We start from the raw sequence: 15,608 nt of genomic DNA, 5'->3' as shown, positions 1-15,608 counted from the left end.
TGGTCTCATTTGCTTGCCGCGGTTCGAATAGCTTTTCATTATTTGAGTTGTGTAGGTATCTCTAATTCCATCTGAACCATCTGCCTTTTATACGGTTTATTTATCCATTGCTTCATTCTTTTTCAATATTTGATCTGGATGTAGGAGCTTGTTTTGCTTTTGGCTATCTTTACAAAAAGCGGATTATGCAAAAGTTATTGCTTTTTTTATGCCTCATTCCCTCGCTGGTCTTTTCTCAGAAAGCGCGACCGGAGGCTTACCTCGACCATAAGCAGTTTGAGTCGCCCGATGGAAAAATTTTGTTGGAGGTTTATCTTCAGTTTAATATTTCCACTTTCCGTTTATTACGGAATGAAGCCGGATTGTTTTACGGAAAAATTGAGTTGACAGAAATCGTAAAGCGTGGCGAAGAAATTATCGATTTTAGAAAAGTGACACTGGATAGTCCGCTGATGGTCGATTCCCTCATTAACGATTTTTCCGATCAGCATCGTTTTTCATTGGATCCCGGTTATTATAATCTCGAGTTTGAAATCAGAGATGTGCTAAACGACAGCAGTGAAATTGTCCGGTCTCATTTACCGGTCGAATTAAAAAAACCGTCGCAGGTAATTAGCATTTCCGACATTCAGCAATTGGAAGGATATACCAAAGCAGAAACACAGGGACCGCTCACCAAAGGTGGTTATGATTTAATTCCTTTTGTATCGAATTATTACTCGCCCGATATTGAGAAGCTGGCCTATTATTTCGAAATCTACCGCAGTGAGCAATTGGGTAACGGAGAAATGTTTTTACTAAAACAATATATCCGCGAAAAAAACAATGGAGAACCGGTGGATCAAATGGCTAAAATTTCCCGGCAGAATGTAAAACCTGTTGTTCCGGTGTTAAGTGTTTTCGATATTAAAAATTTACCCACTGGTTCGTATGAATTGGTGGTGGAACTCCGCAACAAAGCGAATGAATTACTGGCAGAAAAATCCTTTGAATTTATTCGTACCAATGTTGAAAGGGAGTTTAAACCGGAAGATATTTTAAAAGTAAATCTGGCAGCCACATTTGTGGAAAAAATCAGCAATAACGATTCCATTAACGAATTTATTTCCTGCTTGCGTCCCATTGCCATGCCCAACGAAATCGGGATGATTGATACGATTGTTAATTCGCAGGACATGAACCTGAAGAAACAATTTTTCTATTACTTCTGGGCAAATCGCGATCCCTTGGGTACGGAGATGACCTGGATTAAATATAAGCAGACGGTCGATTATGTCAACCGCATCTTCGGTACAAAAATTAAACGCGGATACCAAACCGATCGTGGTTATGTATTTTTAAAATACGGAGCACCGAATTGGGTGACGGATCGTCCGAATGAACCTTCTTCTTATCCCTATCAAATTTGGCAGTACAAAAAAGTGGGTAAATTCAATAACAAACGATTTATTTTCTATTTGCCCGACTTGGTAACCAATGATTATGTGATGTTGCATTCGGATGTCCCCGGTGAAGTACGAAACTACCGTTGGGAACAAATGCTCAATAACCGAAATAGTCCGAATATAAACATCGATGAAGGTAATGGCGGAAACAACCAGCATTGGGGTGGTAACTCCGGTGAGTTTTATAAGAATCCCCGCTGATGAGAGCTTCCGTAGCTGTTGTTATTCTTAACTATAACGGTACAAATCACCTTCGTGAATTTTTACCATCGGTAATTTCCTTTTCCGGAGAGCATGAGATTATTGTAATTGACAATGCATCTACGGATGATTCAGTCTCCTTTTTGAAGCAACATTACCCGCAAATAAAAATCATTCAAAATCCATTTAACCTTGGCTACTCAGGTGGCTATGATTTGGGATTAAAACAACTGCAGCACGATTATTTTATTTTACTTAATTCAGATGTAGAGACGCGTCCGGGTTGGATTGATCCTTGCATTGCAATGATGGAAAATGATTCTGCCATTGCGGCCGTTCAACCCAAAATAAAATCGTTTTTAAAACAAACGCATTTTGAATATGCAGGTGCTGCGGGGGGATTTATCGATAAAGATTATTATCCCTTTTGCAGAGGAAGAATGTTTGATATAGCAGAGGAAGATTTGGGTCAATACGACAACAGTTCCGAAATTTTTTGGGCCAGTGGTGCATGTTTATTTATTCGCGCAAAGGCTTACCGTGAGGTTGGCGGACTTGATCACGATTTTTTTGCGCACATGGAGGAAATCGATTTGTGTTTCCGTTTACAACATGCCGGATACCGCATTATGTATTGTCCGCAATCGGTCGTTTTTCACCTTGGTGGCGGTACGTTAAATTATTCGAGTCCGAATAAAACCTATCTCAATTTCAGAAACAATTTATTCCTCATTCATAAAAACCATTTTGGTTCCGCACTTTTTTTGAAAGTCTTTCGCCGGCTCTGTCTGGATGGAATAGCAAGCTTAAAATTTATTGCGGCCTTGCAGTTGAAACACATGTGGGCTGTAGGACGCGCACATATGGCGTATTATAAAGCGATTTCCCGCCTTAAAAAGCAAAGAGAAGCAAATCGGTTACTAATAAAGAATAATGCCTTAAAAGGGGTATATAAACGATCTGTTTTAGTGAGTCGTTTTTTGCGCGGGAAAAAGAAATTTTCCGATTTGGAGTTTTAGTTAACTGCCAATTCCGAAAATGCAAGGTTGTTTATGCAAATCGGGTTTTTGTTTTTTCCAGGCAGCAATTTTTTGTGTGCGAATCAGTTCACCCGGTTGGGTGATGTTGGCTGCGATTAGCAATTTGGTATCGGGTTGACAACTCTTTATCAGGTCTTCCAAAACATGGTTGTTTCTATACGGCGTATCCATGAAAAGTTGAGTGATGCCTTGTTGCGCAAGTTTTTCCATTTCACGGATTTTTTTCTGCCTCAATCCCGAATCTTTAGGCAAGTACCCATTAAAGGTAAAGGCTTGTCCGTTCATTCCGGAAGCCATTAAGGCCAGTAAAATAGAGGAGGGGCCGGGAAGTGGTATCACTTTAATTCCTTCCTGATGCGCAATTTTTACCAGAGCAGCGCCCGGATCTGCAATGCCCGGACAACCCGCTTCTGAAATGATGCCGATATCATGTCCGTTTCTGGCTGGTTCTAATAATGGATTTATTTCTTTTGGATCGGTGTGTTCATTGAGCTCTTTAACATCCACTTCCTGCAATGGAATTTCAATGCCGATCTGTTTTAAAAATCGTCGCGCATGTTTTGCATTTTCTGCAACGATAAAACGCAGTTCTTTAGCAATGGAAATACCTGAACCGGAAAGCGAATTTAAATCGGGCTCTTCTCCCAGAAAAGAAGGAATTAAATACACTTTACCCTTATTCATGATGATGCAGAATTACGCGATCGCAGGCTTCGTTTAGTAATCGGTAAACATTTTCGAAACCGGAATCGCCACCGTAATAGGGATCGGGAACACTCATGCGTTGACCGGGAAAAGCGTAATCGAGAATCATTTTTACTTTCTCGCGTTGCGCATCGTTTTTTGCCAATTTCAGAATGTTTGCATAATTACTTTCATCCATTGCAAGAATCAGATCAAATGCATCAAAATCTTTTACGGAAAATTGCCGGGCACGAAGTGAACTGATGTCCAAATTATATGCTTTCATTTTATTGATGGAACGAATATCAGGTGCTTCACCGGTGTGAAAGTTGGATGTTCCTGCAGAATCTATTTCCCAATTGAGATTTTTTTCATTCACCTTTCCCCGCATAATTCCTTCTGCCATTGGAGAACGGCAAATATTTCCAAGGCAAACCATTAAAACTCTCATTGGCTAATGATTAAATACAACGAAAAACAAAAAACCAGCGCAGGCATCGATAAAAGAATTCCATCAAAACGATCCAGCACACCGCCGTGACCGGGCATGATGTTTCCTGAATCTTTTACTCCGGCTTGTCGTTTTAAAAGCGATTCGGATAAATCTCCCAATGTGGCAAATACAGAAACGACCAATGGAATCCAGTATTGATTTTTAATGAATCCTAAATCTGAATCCTGATTGCCAATAATGAAAAATGCAATCATGGTAAATAAAGCACCGCCAACAAATCCTTCCCAGGTTTTATTGGGAGAAATGCGTTCCCATAATTTTGTTTTTCCCAAAAACTTTCCGCTTAAATAGGCAAACGTATCGTTGGTCCATAACAAAATAAAAAAGTAAAGCAGCGGCATTCCGGAATAGAGATCGGCAGATTGTGGGTTAATGATGAAATAAAAAAGTAGTCCAAAAGGAACCCCAATATAAAAGGCCGCAAACAATCCTGTTGCTGTGTGTGGGTACGAAGATTTCGTTTCAAATAAATCGCGTATGACCAAAAACAAAATTAATCCCCCACTTAAAATATTCGCCAACAAAACAGAATTCACGAAGGTGTTAATTCCGAGCAGCGTTTCTGAATTGCTTAGGGAAATGATTGGTTGTGGTGCACGAAGTATTGTAATGACAAATGCAAATAGCCCGGAAATGATAATGGTGGATTTACTGGCATCAGGTTGAATAACGACACGTAAGCGATGAAATTCAATTAAAGCGACAATACAAATTCCGGTAAATAACAGAGCCATGGTCCATGACGAATACCAAATGGATAAAACCATTACAACTACAAAAAAGAATCCGCTGATGGCTCGCTGAAGCATGTTGTTATTTTAGTGATTCAATATACTCCGTGAGGGTTTGAAGGGCTTTTAAATAGTGATCTTCCCGTACATAGATATCGATGGTTCCAAAACCATAACTGCTGTCTTTCTGATCGAGCATCATCGTTTCAATTCCCTGATCTTCCAGTCGGGCTTGCAGTAGCCATGCACCTTGAAGGTTGCTTTCGGTATACAAGCGCCGCCACTGGGGATCAATCATTTTTGTTAATCTTTTTTATCAGGGTTATCCCATTCGATGGTGTTTCCAAATAGCGTCCCATCGTTGTTCTGCTCGTTCGAAGTGTTCTCACCGTTTAAAACAGTTGTGCTTGTTTCTTCCGACGGTTTCTCTTCTGCTGGTTTTTCCTCTTCTTTGTCGTAAGGACGTTTACCGAAAATGGTTTCAAGGTCTTCTTTAAAGATGACTTCTTTCTCCAATAACAATTCGGCAAGTTTTTGAAGTTTGTCCTTATTGTCGTTCAATAATTTTACGGCACGCTCAAACTGACCTTCGATGATTTTTGATACTTCTTCATCAATAAGTTCTGCACGTTTTTCGGAATAAGGTTTCGAAAAAGCGTATTCACTTCCTTGCGGATCGTAATAAGAAATATTACCGAGATTTTCATTTAGACCGTAGATACTAACCATAGCATAAGCCATTTTGGTTACACGTTCCAAATCACTCAATGCACCGGTAGAAATTTTATCGAAAGTTACCTTTTCAGATGCTCTTCCTCCAAGGGTTGCGCACATCTCATCGAGCATTTGTTCCGTACGGGTAATTTGGCGCTCTTCGGGTAAATACCATGCCGCACCGAGCGATTGTCCGCGAGGTACGATGGTCACTTTTACCAATGGAGATGCATATTGCAATAACCAGCTTACGGCTGCGTGGCCCGCTTCGTGGTAGGCAATTACTTTTTTCTCTTCTTTCGAAACAATTTTATTTTTCTTTTCGAGTCCGCCAATTACACGGTCAACCGCATCAAGAAAATCTTGTTTTTCTACTGTTTTCTTTTTCTTTCTTGCAGCAATCAGCGCAGCTTCATTACAAATATTCGCAATATCCGCTCCCGAAAATCCGGGTGTTTGTCGCGCAAGGAAATCAATGTCTAACCCTTCGCTAACTTTCAGTGGACGTAAATGCACTGCGAAAATCTTCTTTCGCTCATTCAAATCCGGAAGATCAACATAAACCATACGGTCGAATCGTCCCGGACGCATTAAAGCTCTGTCGAGAATATCTGCACGGTTAGTTGCTGCCAGAATGATAACTCCGCTATTGGTACCAAAACCATCCATTTCGGTCAATAACTGATTAAGCGTGTTTTCACGTTCGTCGTTGGAACCAAGACTAGGACTTTTTCCTCTGGCTCTACCAATGGCATCAATTTCATCAATGAAAATGATACATGGCGCTTTTTCTTTCGCCTGGCGGAAAAGGTCACGCACGCGTGATGCTCCTACACCAACAAACATTTCTACGAAGTCGGAACCGGATAAGGAAAAGAATGGAACCTGCGCTTCACCGGCAACAGCTTTTGCCAATAAGGTTTTACCTGTTCCGGGAGGTCCAACCAACAATGCTCCTTTCGGAATCTTAGCACCGAGTTCAGTATATTTTTTCGGGTTTTTAAGGAAGTCAACAATCTCTTGAATTTCTTCTTTTGCTCCTTCTAAACCGGCAACATCATTGAATGTAATGTTGGTGCTTTTTTCTTTATCAAAAAGTTGAGCACGCGATTTTCCGATATTGAAAATCTGTCCGCCGCCACCGCCGGGTCCACCACTTAAACGGCGCATCAGGAAGATCCAAATGGCTACCATTAGGATAATAGGTAATACCCATCCTAAAACATCTCTGCCCCAATTTTCGCGAACGATATAATCGTATTTGAAGGTGTATTTTAATTTATTTCCGCTGGCATCTTCCAGTTGCTTGCAAGCGGCTTCGATATCACGAAGATCTTTTCGGAATTCATCGGCCGGACCGGTGTTAAACAGGTAATGCGGACCGTCGACTTTTTTTCCTTTAAACAGTTCTTTATGCGGTGCTGCAGTTAAACTGTCTTTCTTAATCCACACCTCTGCAATTTCCTTATTAACGATTAAGATTTTTTCTACATGGCCTTTTAAAGCCATTTTTTCTTTAAAATCGTTGATGTTGGTATCGTGGGTAGGTTGGTTCCAGGTGAGGAAGTTGAGGGTAATCAATACCACCACAATAATTCCCCAGATCCAATAAAAATTGAATGCGGGTCTGCCCGGACCATTTTTCTTTCTATTCTCGTTGTTTTCAGCCATGCTTGATATCAGTAAGTCGATTCGTATTCGGTCCGTTTAGCGTCGGCCCATAAATTTTCAATGTTGTAAAATTCGCGTGATTCTTTGTTGAAGATGTGAACCACTACATTCACATAATCCAACAACACCCAATTGGCATTACTTGTTCCCTCCGAATGCCAGGGTTTTTCATTGGCAAGCACCATGGTGAACTCCTGAACCGAGTCGCCCAGCGCATTTACCTGCCGGATATTTTCTGCGTGGCAAATTACGAAGTAATCCGTAATTGCATTGGGGAGCTCCCGCATGTCGAGCACAACGATATCTCGTCCCTTCTTTTCCTGCATACCCTCAACAATTGCCTTGATGAGGTCTGCAGCGTTGTCTTTTTCTTTTTTCTTTCTAGCCATGTTCTGTGTGCCGACAAAAGTAGGTAAATTTAGCCATTCCCAAGAATGATACAAGTGCCGGAATCATGGAAAATGAGAATATAAATACACTCTTCACAGGACAGGAACTTCACGTTTTGGAGGTTGTAGACTCTACCAACAATTATGCTGCCATGTTGCTGAACACGACAAATCTGGCGGAGGGAGCGGTAATTATGGCACATGAGCAGGAGGGAGGGAGAGGACAGCGCGGTTCGAAATGGCATTCGCAGAAGGGAGAAAATCTTACCATTTCCATTGTGTACCGACCTGGATTTTTGTCGCCAAAGGATCAATTTCTCCTGAGTCGGATTACTGCCATTTCTGTCATGGAAACATTGGAAACATTCGGTACGAAAGCTGAAATTAAATGGCCTAACGATATTTTGGCAGGAGAAAAAAAAATAGCCGGTATTTTAATTGAAAATTCATTTTCCGGAGATAAGATCAAATCTTCCGTTATAGGCATCGGTTTAAATGTAAATCAGCTTGAATTTCCCGATGAAATTAATGCCACTTCTCTGCGGCAAATCACCGGTGAAAAGATGGATTTGCACTTGGTGTTAAATACACTTTGCTCGCACCTGGAAAAGTGGTATTTAAAACTGAGAGAAGGTCAACATGTCCTCATCAAAAAGCATTACCACAACCATTTATTTCGCTTAGGAATTCCAACTGAATTCAAGGTGGAAGATGAAGTAATAAAGGGAATGATCACCGGTACCGGTGACGATGGAAAACTTGAGGTATTATTTTCCGACGGGCAAAAAAAACAATTTGATCTGAAGGAAATCAGCTTAGTGATTTAACCTCTACCAACTTATTGGCGATGTAATTGAAAAGATTGGTGAGGGGACCCACAGCCATCATTCGCAAAAACGCATTCATTTCACCATTAAAAACAAGATTTCCTTCACACTCTTCTTCAGAAAGGGAATGGATATTTATATCCAGTGTAAATGGAAATGGAGCAGAATCGCCCGATTTGATGTGGATGTGCGAGAATTCGTTTACGGAAACCTGTACCAAGGGAATCACCACTGCACCCTGAACACGAAAGCTGCATTGACCGGTATCTGATTTAAAATCGGAGACTTTATCCTGTGGCAGTAATTGGTAAAAGTTATTCATGTCCTTAAGAAATAAAAATACTTCCTGAGAACTGTTTTTTACTCTAACTGTTTTACTTTCAATTGTGGTCATTGGTTGTTTTCACTCCAGGCTTTAGGATCTTTTCTCCAGTTGCGAAGCGATTCAAGATCTTTTTCTGAAACATAATTTGAACGAACTGCCTGATCAATCAACGTATCGTAATCTGTAAGCGTAACCAGGGAAACGTTTTTCTTTTTAAAGTTTTCTGCGGCATCGTTAAATCCATAGGTAAAAATGGCAGCCATTCCTTTTATCACACCACCGGCATGAACCAGTGCATCTACAGCATTTAAACTAGATTTTCCGGTGGAAACCAGATCTTCGATAACAACAATGGATTGTCCTTTCTCAATCACTCCTTCAACCTGATTGCCTAATCCGTGCGATTTAGGTTCAGGACGAACATAAGCAAAGGGTAATCCTAATTCCTGCGCTACTAGAGCTCCTTGTGCAATACCACCGGTTGCCACACCAACAATAACATCTGCTTTGGCAAAGTTTTCATTGATTACACGACTAAATTCCTGACGGATATAGGTTCTGATATGCGGATAGGAAAGTGTAACCCGGTTATCGCAATAAATGGGTGAATGTAATCCGGAAGCCCAGGTAAACGGTTTATTCGGTTGTAGTTTTACGGCCTTTACCTGCAGAAGAAATTCTGCTACCTTTAGGGCCGATTCATTTTTGATCGACATAGACTGCAAATGTATAAAGTTTTCATCAACAACACGCCACTTTTTGTGATTGGCACGAGCGAAAAATCCGATAATTTTTCCGCTTTCGAAATCCGTAATCAGCCTTCAGTCCAAGAAATGGATGAGGTTTTGAATCAATATTGGAAAGGTTCCTTGTTAAAGCCCTTTGTTTTCGTAGCAGAAAAGCCCGATCAATTGTTCGAAACGTGTTTTCGCCAATACAAAAAAATTGAAGCAGCCGGGGGCGTTATCGTAAATAACGAACAAAAGGTTTTGTTTATTTACCGAAATGATAAATGGGATTTACCAAAAGGGAAACTCGATAAAGGGGAAAAAAAGGAAGCTGCCGCCTTGCGCGAAGTGGAAGAGGAGTGTGGTATTACCGGACATACCTTACGAGAAGCATTGTCCCCAACCTGGCATGTATATGAGCATAAAGGAGCTATGGTATTAAAAATCACTTATTGGTATATCATGGATTATCCGGGAAATGAAACGCCTACTCCGCAATTGGAAGAAGGGATTACCAAAATTGAATGGAGAGCAAAAAATAATGTTTCAGATATTCTCGAAAACACCTATCAATCCATTATCGATTGCTGGGAAGATGCAAACGATAAAATCTGATTATCGTTGTCCCTTCGGATTACTTCTTGGATGTAATCTGCGGTAGATTTCGAAAAAGGTATTTTCGATGGTAATAAAAGTACCATTAGGTGTTGGCTTGTAGGCAGGCGATTGAATGAATAAACCATCCGGACCAATCAAATAATAAAGGGGTAGGGCACTTACTCTGTATTTTTCAATTATTTCAGCATCGTCCGAATAATGCAAATGAATCCATTTCATTTCCGGATGCTCTTTTAAAAACTGGATCCAGCTTTCTTTACTGTCGTCCATATTTACAGAAACAAACCGAATATCTTCGCCATACTTTTTATGAAGTTCGGTCATGATTTTTAATTCGCCAATGGAAGCATTGTTCCATGTAGCCCAAAATTGGAGGTACACATATTTCCCCTTTAAATCAATGAGCGAAACGTCGAGATCCTTTTCATTTTTTAAGCTAAAAGCAGGTGCAGGATATCCAACATTGAGCTGAGTAAGTTTTGTTCTTAAATTTTGAGCGATAAGGCTATTTTCCTTGTAGTTCGAAAATTTCTTAATGGAATCGAGAATAAGAACAATGTTATCGGGATAAAACTGACCCGCATAATATTCTTCTGATAATCCTTTAATCATCACCAATTCCCGGATACGATCATTTCTAAGAAAAGGATCCTTCATTAAAACTGAATCGACCATTTTCCAACTTTTTTTATAGTTGATTGCTTTCACCAGTTTCTTTTCTTCTTCATCATTAGCAAGCTTAAAAACATCGGTGTAGTATTGCTGAAAAAACAACATGTAAGCAGGAGAATTGTAAATTACTTTTCCTTGCGACAAGTATTCTTTATACAATTTCGCTTTCAGTTTTACCATATCCACATCAATACCACCAATCTGTTCTATTCCTGCAATGCTGTAAAAGACATAATCCCTGAAATAAGGATCTTTCACTTCGTGATATACTTTAGCGAGATAAACTTTAAACGTATCGACTTCCGCCTGATAGGCTTTTGTTCCCAATACTTTCATGTTGTAAGCCATAAAAGCATCCAACCGTTCATTAAAATCGAGAATCAGATTATTGACATCGAATTTTTGAAGGGTGTCGAATAGTAATTCAATTTGATTGTCGGTAAAGGATTTATTCTGGCCAGGGCGAATCGGACCTAGTTCAACAAAATATTCGGTGCCTGGTTGAACATACATAAATGAATGCAAACCATCGAAGCGTAATTGTATTTCGCGGGTCTCTTCCGTGCTGAAATAGAGATTAAAATTCCCTTTGTCATCTACCTGTCCCTCCTTTACTTTTTTCGTATTCATGGAAAGGTAATCTTCAATGAAATTGACCGAGATTTTTTTCCCTTCAATGCCTTTGGATTTTCCATGAATTACTACTTCACCGGCAAAAGATGCCAATGAAATAAACAGCGCCAGCCCCACAAATATCGCTCTCATTAATCTCATGCTATGTTCATTTTTTCTGGTATAAACGAACTAACGTCGCCTTTGTTACGAAGAATGTCTCTTACAATGGTACTTGAAATGGCAGAATAGACCGGATCAGTAATTAAAAACACAGTTTCAATATCTTTTGCGAGGGCAAGATTCATTTGACTGATAGCTTTTTCATATTCAAAATCGGCTTGGGTTCGTAATCCACGTAAAATGAAATGTGCTTTTTCTTTTTTACAAAAATCAATGGTGAGTCCTTCATAGCTTTTCACTTCAATTTTTTTCTCACCGGCAAATATGGAGCTGATCCATTCTTCACGTTGTTGCAGAGTGAACATGGTGGATTTGGAAGAGTTTACACCAATGGCAATAATGATTTTATCAAACAAAGGTAATGCCCTTCGGATAATGGATTCGTGTCCTTTAGTGATCGGATCAAACGATCCCGGAAAAACTGCAATTCGTTCCATAAGTTCAGCAACTAAAAAAACTAAAATTTACCTTACCGTATTCTCTCCGTTCAACAAATCCCGGAATGGAAGATAGATCTGTCCTTTTTCCATGTTCAACAATTAACAGGCCATTTTTTTTGAGAAGACCTTTTTCTAATACCAAAGCCGGTATTTGCTCCAGATTTTTCAATTCGTAGGGAGGGTCTGCAAAAACCAGATCAAAGGATTCTCCGGAAGTATTCAGAAATTTAAAAACATCCGCCTTCACTGTACGTGCTTTTACTTCCAATAGTTTCGAAGTGTCGCGCAAAAACAAAAGTCCCTTTGTGCTTAAATCTACGGCAACTACTTCCTGTGCACCGCGTGATAAAAATTCGAGTGTAACTGCTCCGGTACCGCAAAAAAGGTCGAGGATTTTACAATCTTCAATATCGATACGGGTCTGAAGTAAATTAAACAGACTCTCTCTGGCGAAATCGGTGGTGGGACGCGTATCCGGCAGATAGGGGGCGTTTAATTTCCTGCCCTTGAATTTACCTCCTATAATGCGCACTTGAATTGCTCGGTTAAAGTTAGCAGGCGATGTCCGGGAAGAAGAGAAACCTGTCCTTTATTCCCAATACCAGGTGCCAGATCCACATAATTTAGTCCTGTAGTATATTTTTCAAATAAATCGGAAAGTTGACTATTCCGGTTAATTTCTCCTGAAACATGAAAGCGGGTGTTCTGTTGTGTAAATTGTAATTGTTCGCAACAAAACAAGGCATAGTACAAACAATCCTGCGGATCCTTTGCCGGAAAAATATTCGCTAATGCCAGTCCCTTTTCCGAATAGGCAACAACGAGCATTTGTCCGGGTAAAAAATGTAAAAAAACCGTATTTCCGTTTTTCTCCAGCGAAAAAGTGGATTGAATAAAATAGCCCAGAATATGACCTTCTTTCGTCATGGGATGAACTTTCCTGACAGCTGATGCCACTTGTGCAGGATAAGCATATATCAGCTTAGCTTGAATTGCAGGAAGGTCCATAATCCCTATCGCATCCTGTTCATCCAATTCTGCATTTAAACGCAATAAATCTTCCTGTGCATTTTCGGCATATAATGCATCGGGAATAAGATTGAATTTTCCATTACACCATGCAACGTTAACAGAGGTATATTTTTCAGAAAATAATCCGGAATGCAGCGGAACTTCCATAAAATCCCTGAAGGAATGAGAGGAAGGATTGCCATGCATTTCAAAATCGACAATATCCTTTTGGCTTCTTCCGCATTTCAGAAGAAAAGAAAAACCACCTCCCATTTCAATAGAGAGGTGGTTATTAAGATTATTGTAGTTATTCGACATAAAGGAGATTATTCTCCCCAGTTTCCATTTGTAGTGGGGTCTACCATCGATCCAACGATAAGTGGCAATTCAGCTTTCAATTTACGACCATCACCGGTGGTTAAAACCAGAGGTTCGGGTTGACCAGCCTCAAATACAGCTACGTTAATGTTATTTCTGTTAATGATACCTGCTTCCAGCTTAAATTGTTTACCACCACTAAAAGGCATAATGTCGAGCGAATCAACACTGAAAGGATATTCAGAAACACGTTTTGCCATGTATTTATCCGACTGGAATATTTTTTTCATTACCGGCTCATAGGTAGTATCCCTTTCAAAACCGGAAATCATACCCGCCTGAGCTAATTTCCAGGCTTCTACTTCAGAAATTACTTTTTCAGGGATTTCTTTATAACCGAGGAATTTCGCCATTTCTAAAGTAATCTTTTCAGGTACGTCACCCTTACGGTTGATGATCAACGCATTTTCGTTGGCAACGAAATTTTTAAGCGAATCCCAGTCTGAGGTAAAATGACCATGAATGTTGCGGAACTCCACCTCGGCATCACGAATATCTTTGAGACGTTGTTTGGTTTCACGTTGAATCAAGTCGAACTTGGCAATCAGATCAATTTCATCTTTTACTGCTTTGTAATCTACATAAGCAAAATAGATAACCGAAACAGGTAAAATAACATACATCAAAACGTTATGAATGACTTTATTGATTACCTCTGCAATGTAAAGGGTAGAGATAACACCGGCCAGTATCAATGCAACGCCTCCAAGAACAAACAACGTGTTTTGGGTTAAACCTGTTTCTTTGTCGGGAATCAGTCCAAATGATAATGCACCAATACCTAACAGAATTACTAATCCCTGAGCAAGGTATTTAGAAAAATATTGACCACTCACTTTTAAAACGTCCAGCATATGATGATGTTTGATTTATGTTGTTGTTTGATTCGAATTTTTGAAGTCGGGCAAATCTACAATTTTTTTTATTCTGCTTGTAAATTTAGTATTAAGGCTTGAGTTTGTATTTTTCGACATGTTTTCAAATGAAACGTCAAAATTGCTGGAATTATTTCAAAACGAGCTCGGGATTGAGCCAACGGTTGATCAGAGCCGATTTTTGGAAGAATTTGTCGGGTTTTTGACTGATTCACACCGGTTCAGGTCCTTTGTTTTAAAGGGTTATGCCGGTACCGGAAAAACCACCATGATGGGGGCAATTGTGAAAACCATCGGCAAATTAGGCTGGAATACGGTATTATTAGCCCCAACGGGAAGGGCTGCAAAGGTTTTATCCAATCATACCGGAAAAAAGGCATATACGATTCATAAAAAAATCTATTCCCGCAAAACCAGAGACGGATACTCCTATTTCGAGCTCTTGCCCAATATGCATACGCAAACTTTGTTTGTAATTGATGAAGCATCCATGATTGGTAAGGACGGCGGCATGATGGGAGGGGGATTTCAGAGCAGAAATTTGATGGAAGACTTGCTCCGTTTTATTTACCGGGGTAAAAATTGCCTGGCCATTTTTGTGGGCGATCCGGCCCAGTTACCTCCTGTTGGACTTGCAGATAGTCCGGCACTCGATTCCACCTACATTCAGGAAACATTTTCACTTAAAACCTATGAAGTTGAGTTAAAAACGGTAGTCCGCCAAGCCGCAGATTCAGGTATTTTGCTCAATGCAACAGCTATCCGGAACCTGCTGGAAAGTAAAAATTTCATTTTCCCTACATTTCAACTTTCAGGCTACCCCGATGTGGTGCGGATTAACGGGCAGGAACTTCAGGATGAATTGGAGTGGGCCTTTTCTAATTATGGTTCAGATGGGGTAAGGGTGATTACCCGGTCCAACAAACGCGCCAATCAATACAATATGCAGGTGAGATCACGCATATTTTGGCTGGACAATGAACTCAATGGTGGCGACCAATTGATGGTAGTAAAAAACAATTATTTCTGGTTGCCCGAAGATTCATCTGCGGGATTTATTGCCAATGGAGATATCCTTACGGTTCAAAAAGTAAAAGGAGAAAGCGAAATGTATGGTTTGCGTTTTGCGGATGTGGAGGTCAGGCTGGTCGATTACCCGGATTTACCGGAAATAGAAACGAAGGTGATTTTAAATACCCTGCAGGTGGAAGGACCATCTCTCCCTGCAGAGCAACATAAACAATTATTTGAGCAGATATCTGAAGATTATTCGGATGAACCGGATCGCAAAAAACGGATGGAAAAAATCATGAATGATCCCTGGTACAATGCGCTTCAGATTAAATTCGGTTGGGCCTTAACCTGCCATAAAGCGCAGGGCGGACAATGGCCTGTGGTTTTTGTGGATCAGGGTTATTTAACGGATGAAATGATGGATCAGGAATTTTTAAGATGGTTGTATACAGCCATCACCCGTGCAAGTGTAAAACTTTACCTGGTTAATTTTAACGATAAGTTTTTCTGAAGAATTTACCAGTAAAACTGAATAC

Annotated in this window: 18 protein-coding genes; 5 read left to right on the top strand and 13 right to left on the bottom strand. The window is 40.1% G+C overall.

From position 1 onward, the window contains the following. The first annotated feature begins 185 nt into the window (after positions 1–185). Positions 186–1,646, top strand: coding sequence for a GWxTD domain-containing protein (locus K1X56_09830; GenBank protein ID MBX7095012.1), 1,461 nt, complete (start codon positions 186–188; stop codon positions 1,644–1,646). Continuing rightward, entirely contained in the window at positions 1,646–2,665 is a 1,020-nt protein-coding gene (locus K1X56_09825) for a glycosyltransferase family 2 protein (GenBank protein MBX7095011.1), read from the top strand. Before K1X56_09830 ends, K1X56_09825 begins: the two co-directional genes overlap by 1 nt. Here K1X56_09825 and K1X56_09820 read toward each other — a convergent pair whose 3' ends face one another. Genes K1X56_09820 through rsfS form a run of 6 tightly spaced genes read right to left on the bottom strand, consistent with a single transcriptional unit; the run spans position 2,666 to position 7,389 of the window. Further along, complete coding sequence (locus K1X56_09820) at positions 2,666–3,370, bottom strand: SAM-dependent methyltransferase (GenBank protein MBX7095010.1); 705 nt, start codon at positions 3,368–3,370, stop codon at positions 2,666–2,668. Continuing rightward, positions 3,363–3,809, bottom strand: coding sequence for a low molecular weight phosphotyrosine protein phosphatase (locus K1X56_09815; protein ID MBX7095009.1), 447 nt, complete (start codon positions 3,807–3,809; stop codon positions 3,363–3,365). The genes K1X56_09820 and K1X56_09815 overlap by 8 nt, the downstream gene beginning before the upstream one ends. A gap of 8 nt (positions 3,810–3,817) precedes the next feature. Continuing rightward, positions 3,818–4,693, bottom strand: a complete 876-nt coding sequence (locus K1X56_09810; protein MBX7095008.1) for a phosphatidate cytidylyltransferase — start codon at positions 4,691–4,693, stop codon at positions 3,818–3,820. 4 nt (positions 4,694–4,697) lie between these two features. Further along, positions 4,698–4,913 carry a DUF2007 domain-containing protein gene (locus K1X56_09805; protein ID MBX7095007.1) on the bottom strand — a complete coding sequence of 72 codons (216 nt, stop codon included), beginning with the start codon at positions 4,911–4,913 and terminating at the stop codon, positions 4,698–4,700. A 5-nt stretch (positions 4,914–4,918) separates the two neighbouring features. Then, positions 4,919–7,000: an ATP-dependent zinc metalloprotease FtsH gene (gene ftsH / locus K1X56_09800; GenBank protein ID MBX7095006.1), complete on the bottom strand. Its 2,082-nt coding sequence runs from the start codon at positions 6,998–7,000 to the stop codon at positions 4,919–4,921. Between the two features lie 8 nt (positions 7,001–7,008). Continuing rightward, positions 7,009–7,389, bottom strand: a complete 381-nt coding sequence (rsfS, locus tag K1X56_09795; protein ID MBX7095005.1) for a ribosome silencing factor — start codon at positions 7,387–7,389, stop codon at positions 7,009–7,011. Positions 7,390–7,454: 65 nt separating this feature from the next. On the opposite strand from rsfS, the gene K1X56_09790 reads away from it, so the two are divergent. Then, positions 7,455–8,216 carry a biotin--[acetyl-CoA-carboxylase] ligase gene (locus K1X56_09790; protein MBX7095004.1) on the top strand — a complete coding sequence of 254 codons (762 nt, stop codon included), beginning with the start codon at positions 7,455–7,457 and terminating at the stop codon, positions 8,214–8,216. Here K1X56_09790 and K1X56_09785 read toward each other — a convergent pair. Together K1X56_09785 and pyrE are read right to left on the bottom strand one after the other, a co-directional pair. Further along, positions 8,200–8,610 carry a hypothetical protein gene (locus K1X56_09785; GenBank protein MBX7095003.1) on the bottom strand — a complete coding sequence of 137 codons (411 nt, stop codon included), beginning with the start codon at positions 8,608–8,610 and terminating at the stop codon, positions 8,200–8,202. The genes K1X56_09790 and K1X56_09785 overlap by 17 nt on opposite strands. Further along, positions 8,607–9,257: an orotate phosphoribosyltransferase gene (pyrE, locus tag K1X56_09780; GenBank protein MBX7095002.1), complete on the bottom strand. Its 651-nt coding sequence runs from the start codon at positions 9,255–9,257 to the stop codon at positions 8,607–8,609. The genes K1X56_09785 and pyrE overlap by 4 nt, the downstream gene beginning before the upstream one ends. Before the next feature lie 9 nt (positions 9,258–9,266). On the opposite strand from pyrE, the gene K1X56_09775 reads away from it, so the two are divergent. Next, positions 9,267–9,884 (top strand): NUDIX domain-containing protein, encoded by a 618-nt coding sequence (locus K1X56_09775; protein ID MBX7095001.1) that lies wholly within the window; start codon positions 9,267–9,269, stop codon positions 9,882–9,884. Here the strand turns inward: K1X56_09775 and K1X56_09770 are convergent, their stop codons facing one another. From K1X56_09770 to K1X56_09750, 5 genes are read right to left on the bottom strand one after another with little or no spacing between them, the layout of a single operon-like run. Then, positions 9,885–11,333 carry a TlpA family protein disulfide reductase gene (locus K1X56_09770; protein MBX7095000.1) on the bottom strand — a complete coding sequence of 483 codons (1,449 nt, stop codon included), beginning with the start codon at positions 11,331–11,333 and terminating at the stop codon, positions 9,885–9,887. Continuing rightward, complete coding sequence (gene coaD, locus K1X56_09765) at positions 11,330–11,791, bottom strand: pantetheine-phosphate adenylyltransferase (protein ID MBX7094999.1); 462 nt, start codon at positions 11,789–11,791, stop codon at positions 11,330–11,332. The genes K1X56_09770 and coaD overlap by 4 nt, the downstream gene beginning before the upstream one ends. Before the next feature lie 4 nt (positions 11,792–11,795). Continuing rightward, the gene (rsmD, locus tag K1X56_09760) at positions 11,796–12,326 is read right to left on the bottom strand and encodes a 16S rRNA (guanine(966)-N(2))-methyltransferase RsmD (protein ID MBX7094998.1); all 531 of its coding nucleotides are present in this window, start codon (positions 12,324–12,326) and stop codon (positions 11,796–11,798) included. Next, positions 12,314–13,123: a DUF3822 family protein gene (locus K1X56_09755; protein MBX7094997.1), complete on the bottom strand. Its 810-nt coding sequence runs from the start codon at positions 13,121–13,123 to the stop codon at positions 12,314–12,316. The genes rsmD and K1X56_09755 overlap by 13 nt, the downstream gene beginning before the upstream one ends. Positions 13,124–13,131: 8 nt before the next feature. Beyond that, a complete protein-coding gene (locus K1X56_09750; GenBank protein ID MBX7094996.1) occupies positions 13,132–14,037 on the bottom strand; it encodes a hypothetical protein in 906 nt (301 codons plus the stop codon). A 223-nt stretch (positions 14,038–14,260) separates the two neighbouring features. On the opposite strand from K1X56_09750, the gene K1X56_09745 reads away from it, so the two are divergent. Further along, entirely contained in the window at positions 14,261–15,583 is a 1,323-nt protein-coding gene (locus K1X56_09745) for an AAA family ATPase (protein ID MBX7094995.1), read from the top strand. The last annotated feature ends 25 nt before the right edge of the window (positions 15,584–15,608 follow it).

It is taken from the genome of Flavobacteriales bacterium (assembly GCA_019694795.1).
In the GTDB taxonomy this organism is placed as follows: domain Bacteria; phylum Bacteroidota; class Bacteroidia; order Flavobacteriales_D; family UBA2798; genus UBA2798.
The sequence above is the reverse complement of the archived record's forward strand: the minus strand, read 5'-3'. Positions and strand labels throughout refer to the sequence as shown.

Bases quoted from the DNA above. Each gene is read 5' to 3' on its own strand.
- K1X56_09830 (MBX7095012.1), top strand. From the start codon at position 186: ATGCAAAAGTTATTGCTTTTTTTATGCCTCATTCCCTCGCTGGTCTTT.
- K1X56_09825 (MBX7095011.1), top strand. From the start codon at position 1,646: ATGAGAGCTTCCGTAGCTGTTGTTATTCTTAACTATAACGGTACAAAT.
- K1X56_09820 (MBX7095010.1), bottom strand. From the start codon at position 3,370: ATGAATAAGGGTAAAGTGTATTTAATTCCTTCTTTTCTGGGAGAAGAG.
- K1X56_09815 (MBX7095009.1), bottom strand. From the start codon at position 3,809: ATGGTTTGCCTTGGAAATATTTGCCGTTCTCCAATGGCAGAAGGAATT.
- K1X56_09810 (MBX7095008.1), bottom strand. From the start codon at position 4,693: ATGCTTCAGCGAGCCATCAGCGGATTCTTTTTTGTAGTTGTAATGGTT.
- K1X56_09805 (MBX7095007.1), bottom strand. From the start codon at position 4,913: ATGATTGATCCCCAGTGGCGGCGCTTGTATACCGAAAGCAACCTTCAA.
- ftsH (MBX7095006.1), bottom strand. From the start codon at position 7,000: ATGGCTGAAAACAACGAGAATAGAAAGAAAAATGGTCCGGGCAGACCC.
- rsfS (MBX7095005.1), bottom strand. From the start codon at position 7,389: ATGGCTAGAAAGAAAAAAGAAAAAGACAACGCTGCAGACCTCATCAAG.
- K1X56_09790 (MBX7095004.1), top strand. From the start codon at position 7,455: ATGGAAAATGAGAATATAAATACACTCTTCACAGGACAGGAACTTCAC.
- K1X56_09785 (MBX7095003.1), bottom strand. From the start codon at position 8,610: ATGACCACAATTGAAAGTAAAACAGTTAGAGTAAAAAACAGTTCTCAG.
- pyrE (MBX7095002.1), bottom strand. From the start codon at position 9,257: ATGTCGATCAAAAATGAATCGGCCCTAAAGGTAGCAGAATTTCTTCTG.
- K1X56_09775 (MBX7095001.1), top strand. From the start codon at position 9,267: ATGTATAAAGTTTTCATCAACAACACGCCACTTTTTGTGATTGGCACG.
- K1X56_09770 (MBX7095000.1), bottom strand. From the start codon at position 11,333: ATGAGATTAATGAGAGCGATATTTGTGGGGCTGGCGCTGTTTATTTCA.
- coaD (MBX7094999.1), bottom strand. From the start codon at position 11,791: ATGGAACGAATTGCAGTTTTTCCGGGATCGTTTGATCCGATCACTAAA.
- K1X56_09755 (MBX7094997.1), bottom strand. From the start codon at position 13,123: ATGTCGAATAACTACAATAATCTTAATAACCACCTCTCTATTGAAATG.
- K1X56_09750 (MBX7094996.1), bottom strand. From the start codon at position 14,037: ATGCTGGACGTTTTAAAAGTGAGTGGTCAATATTTTTCTAAATACCTT.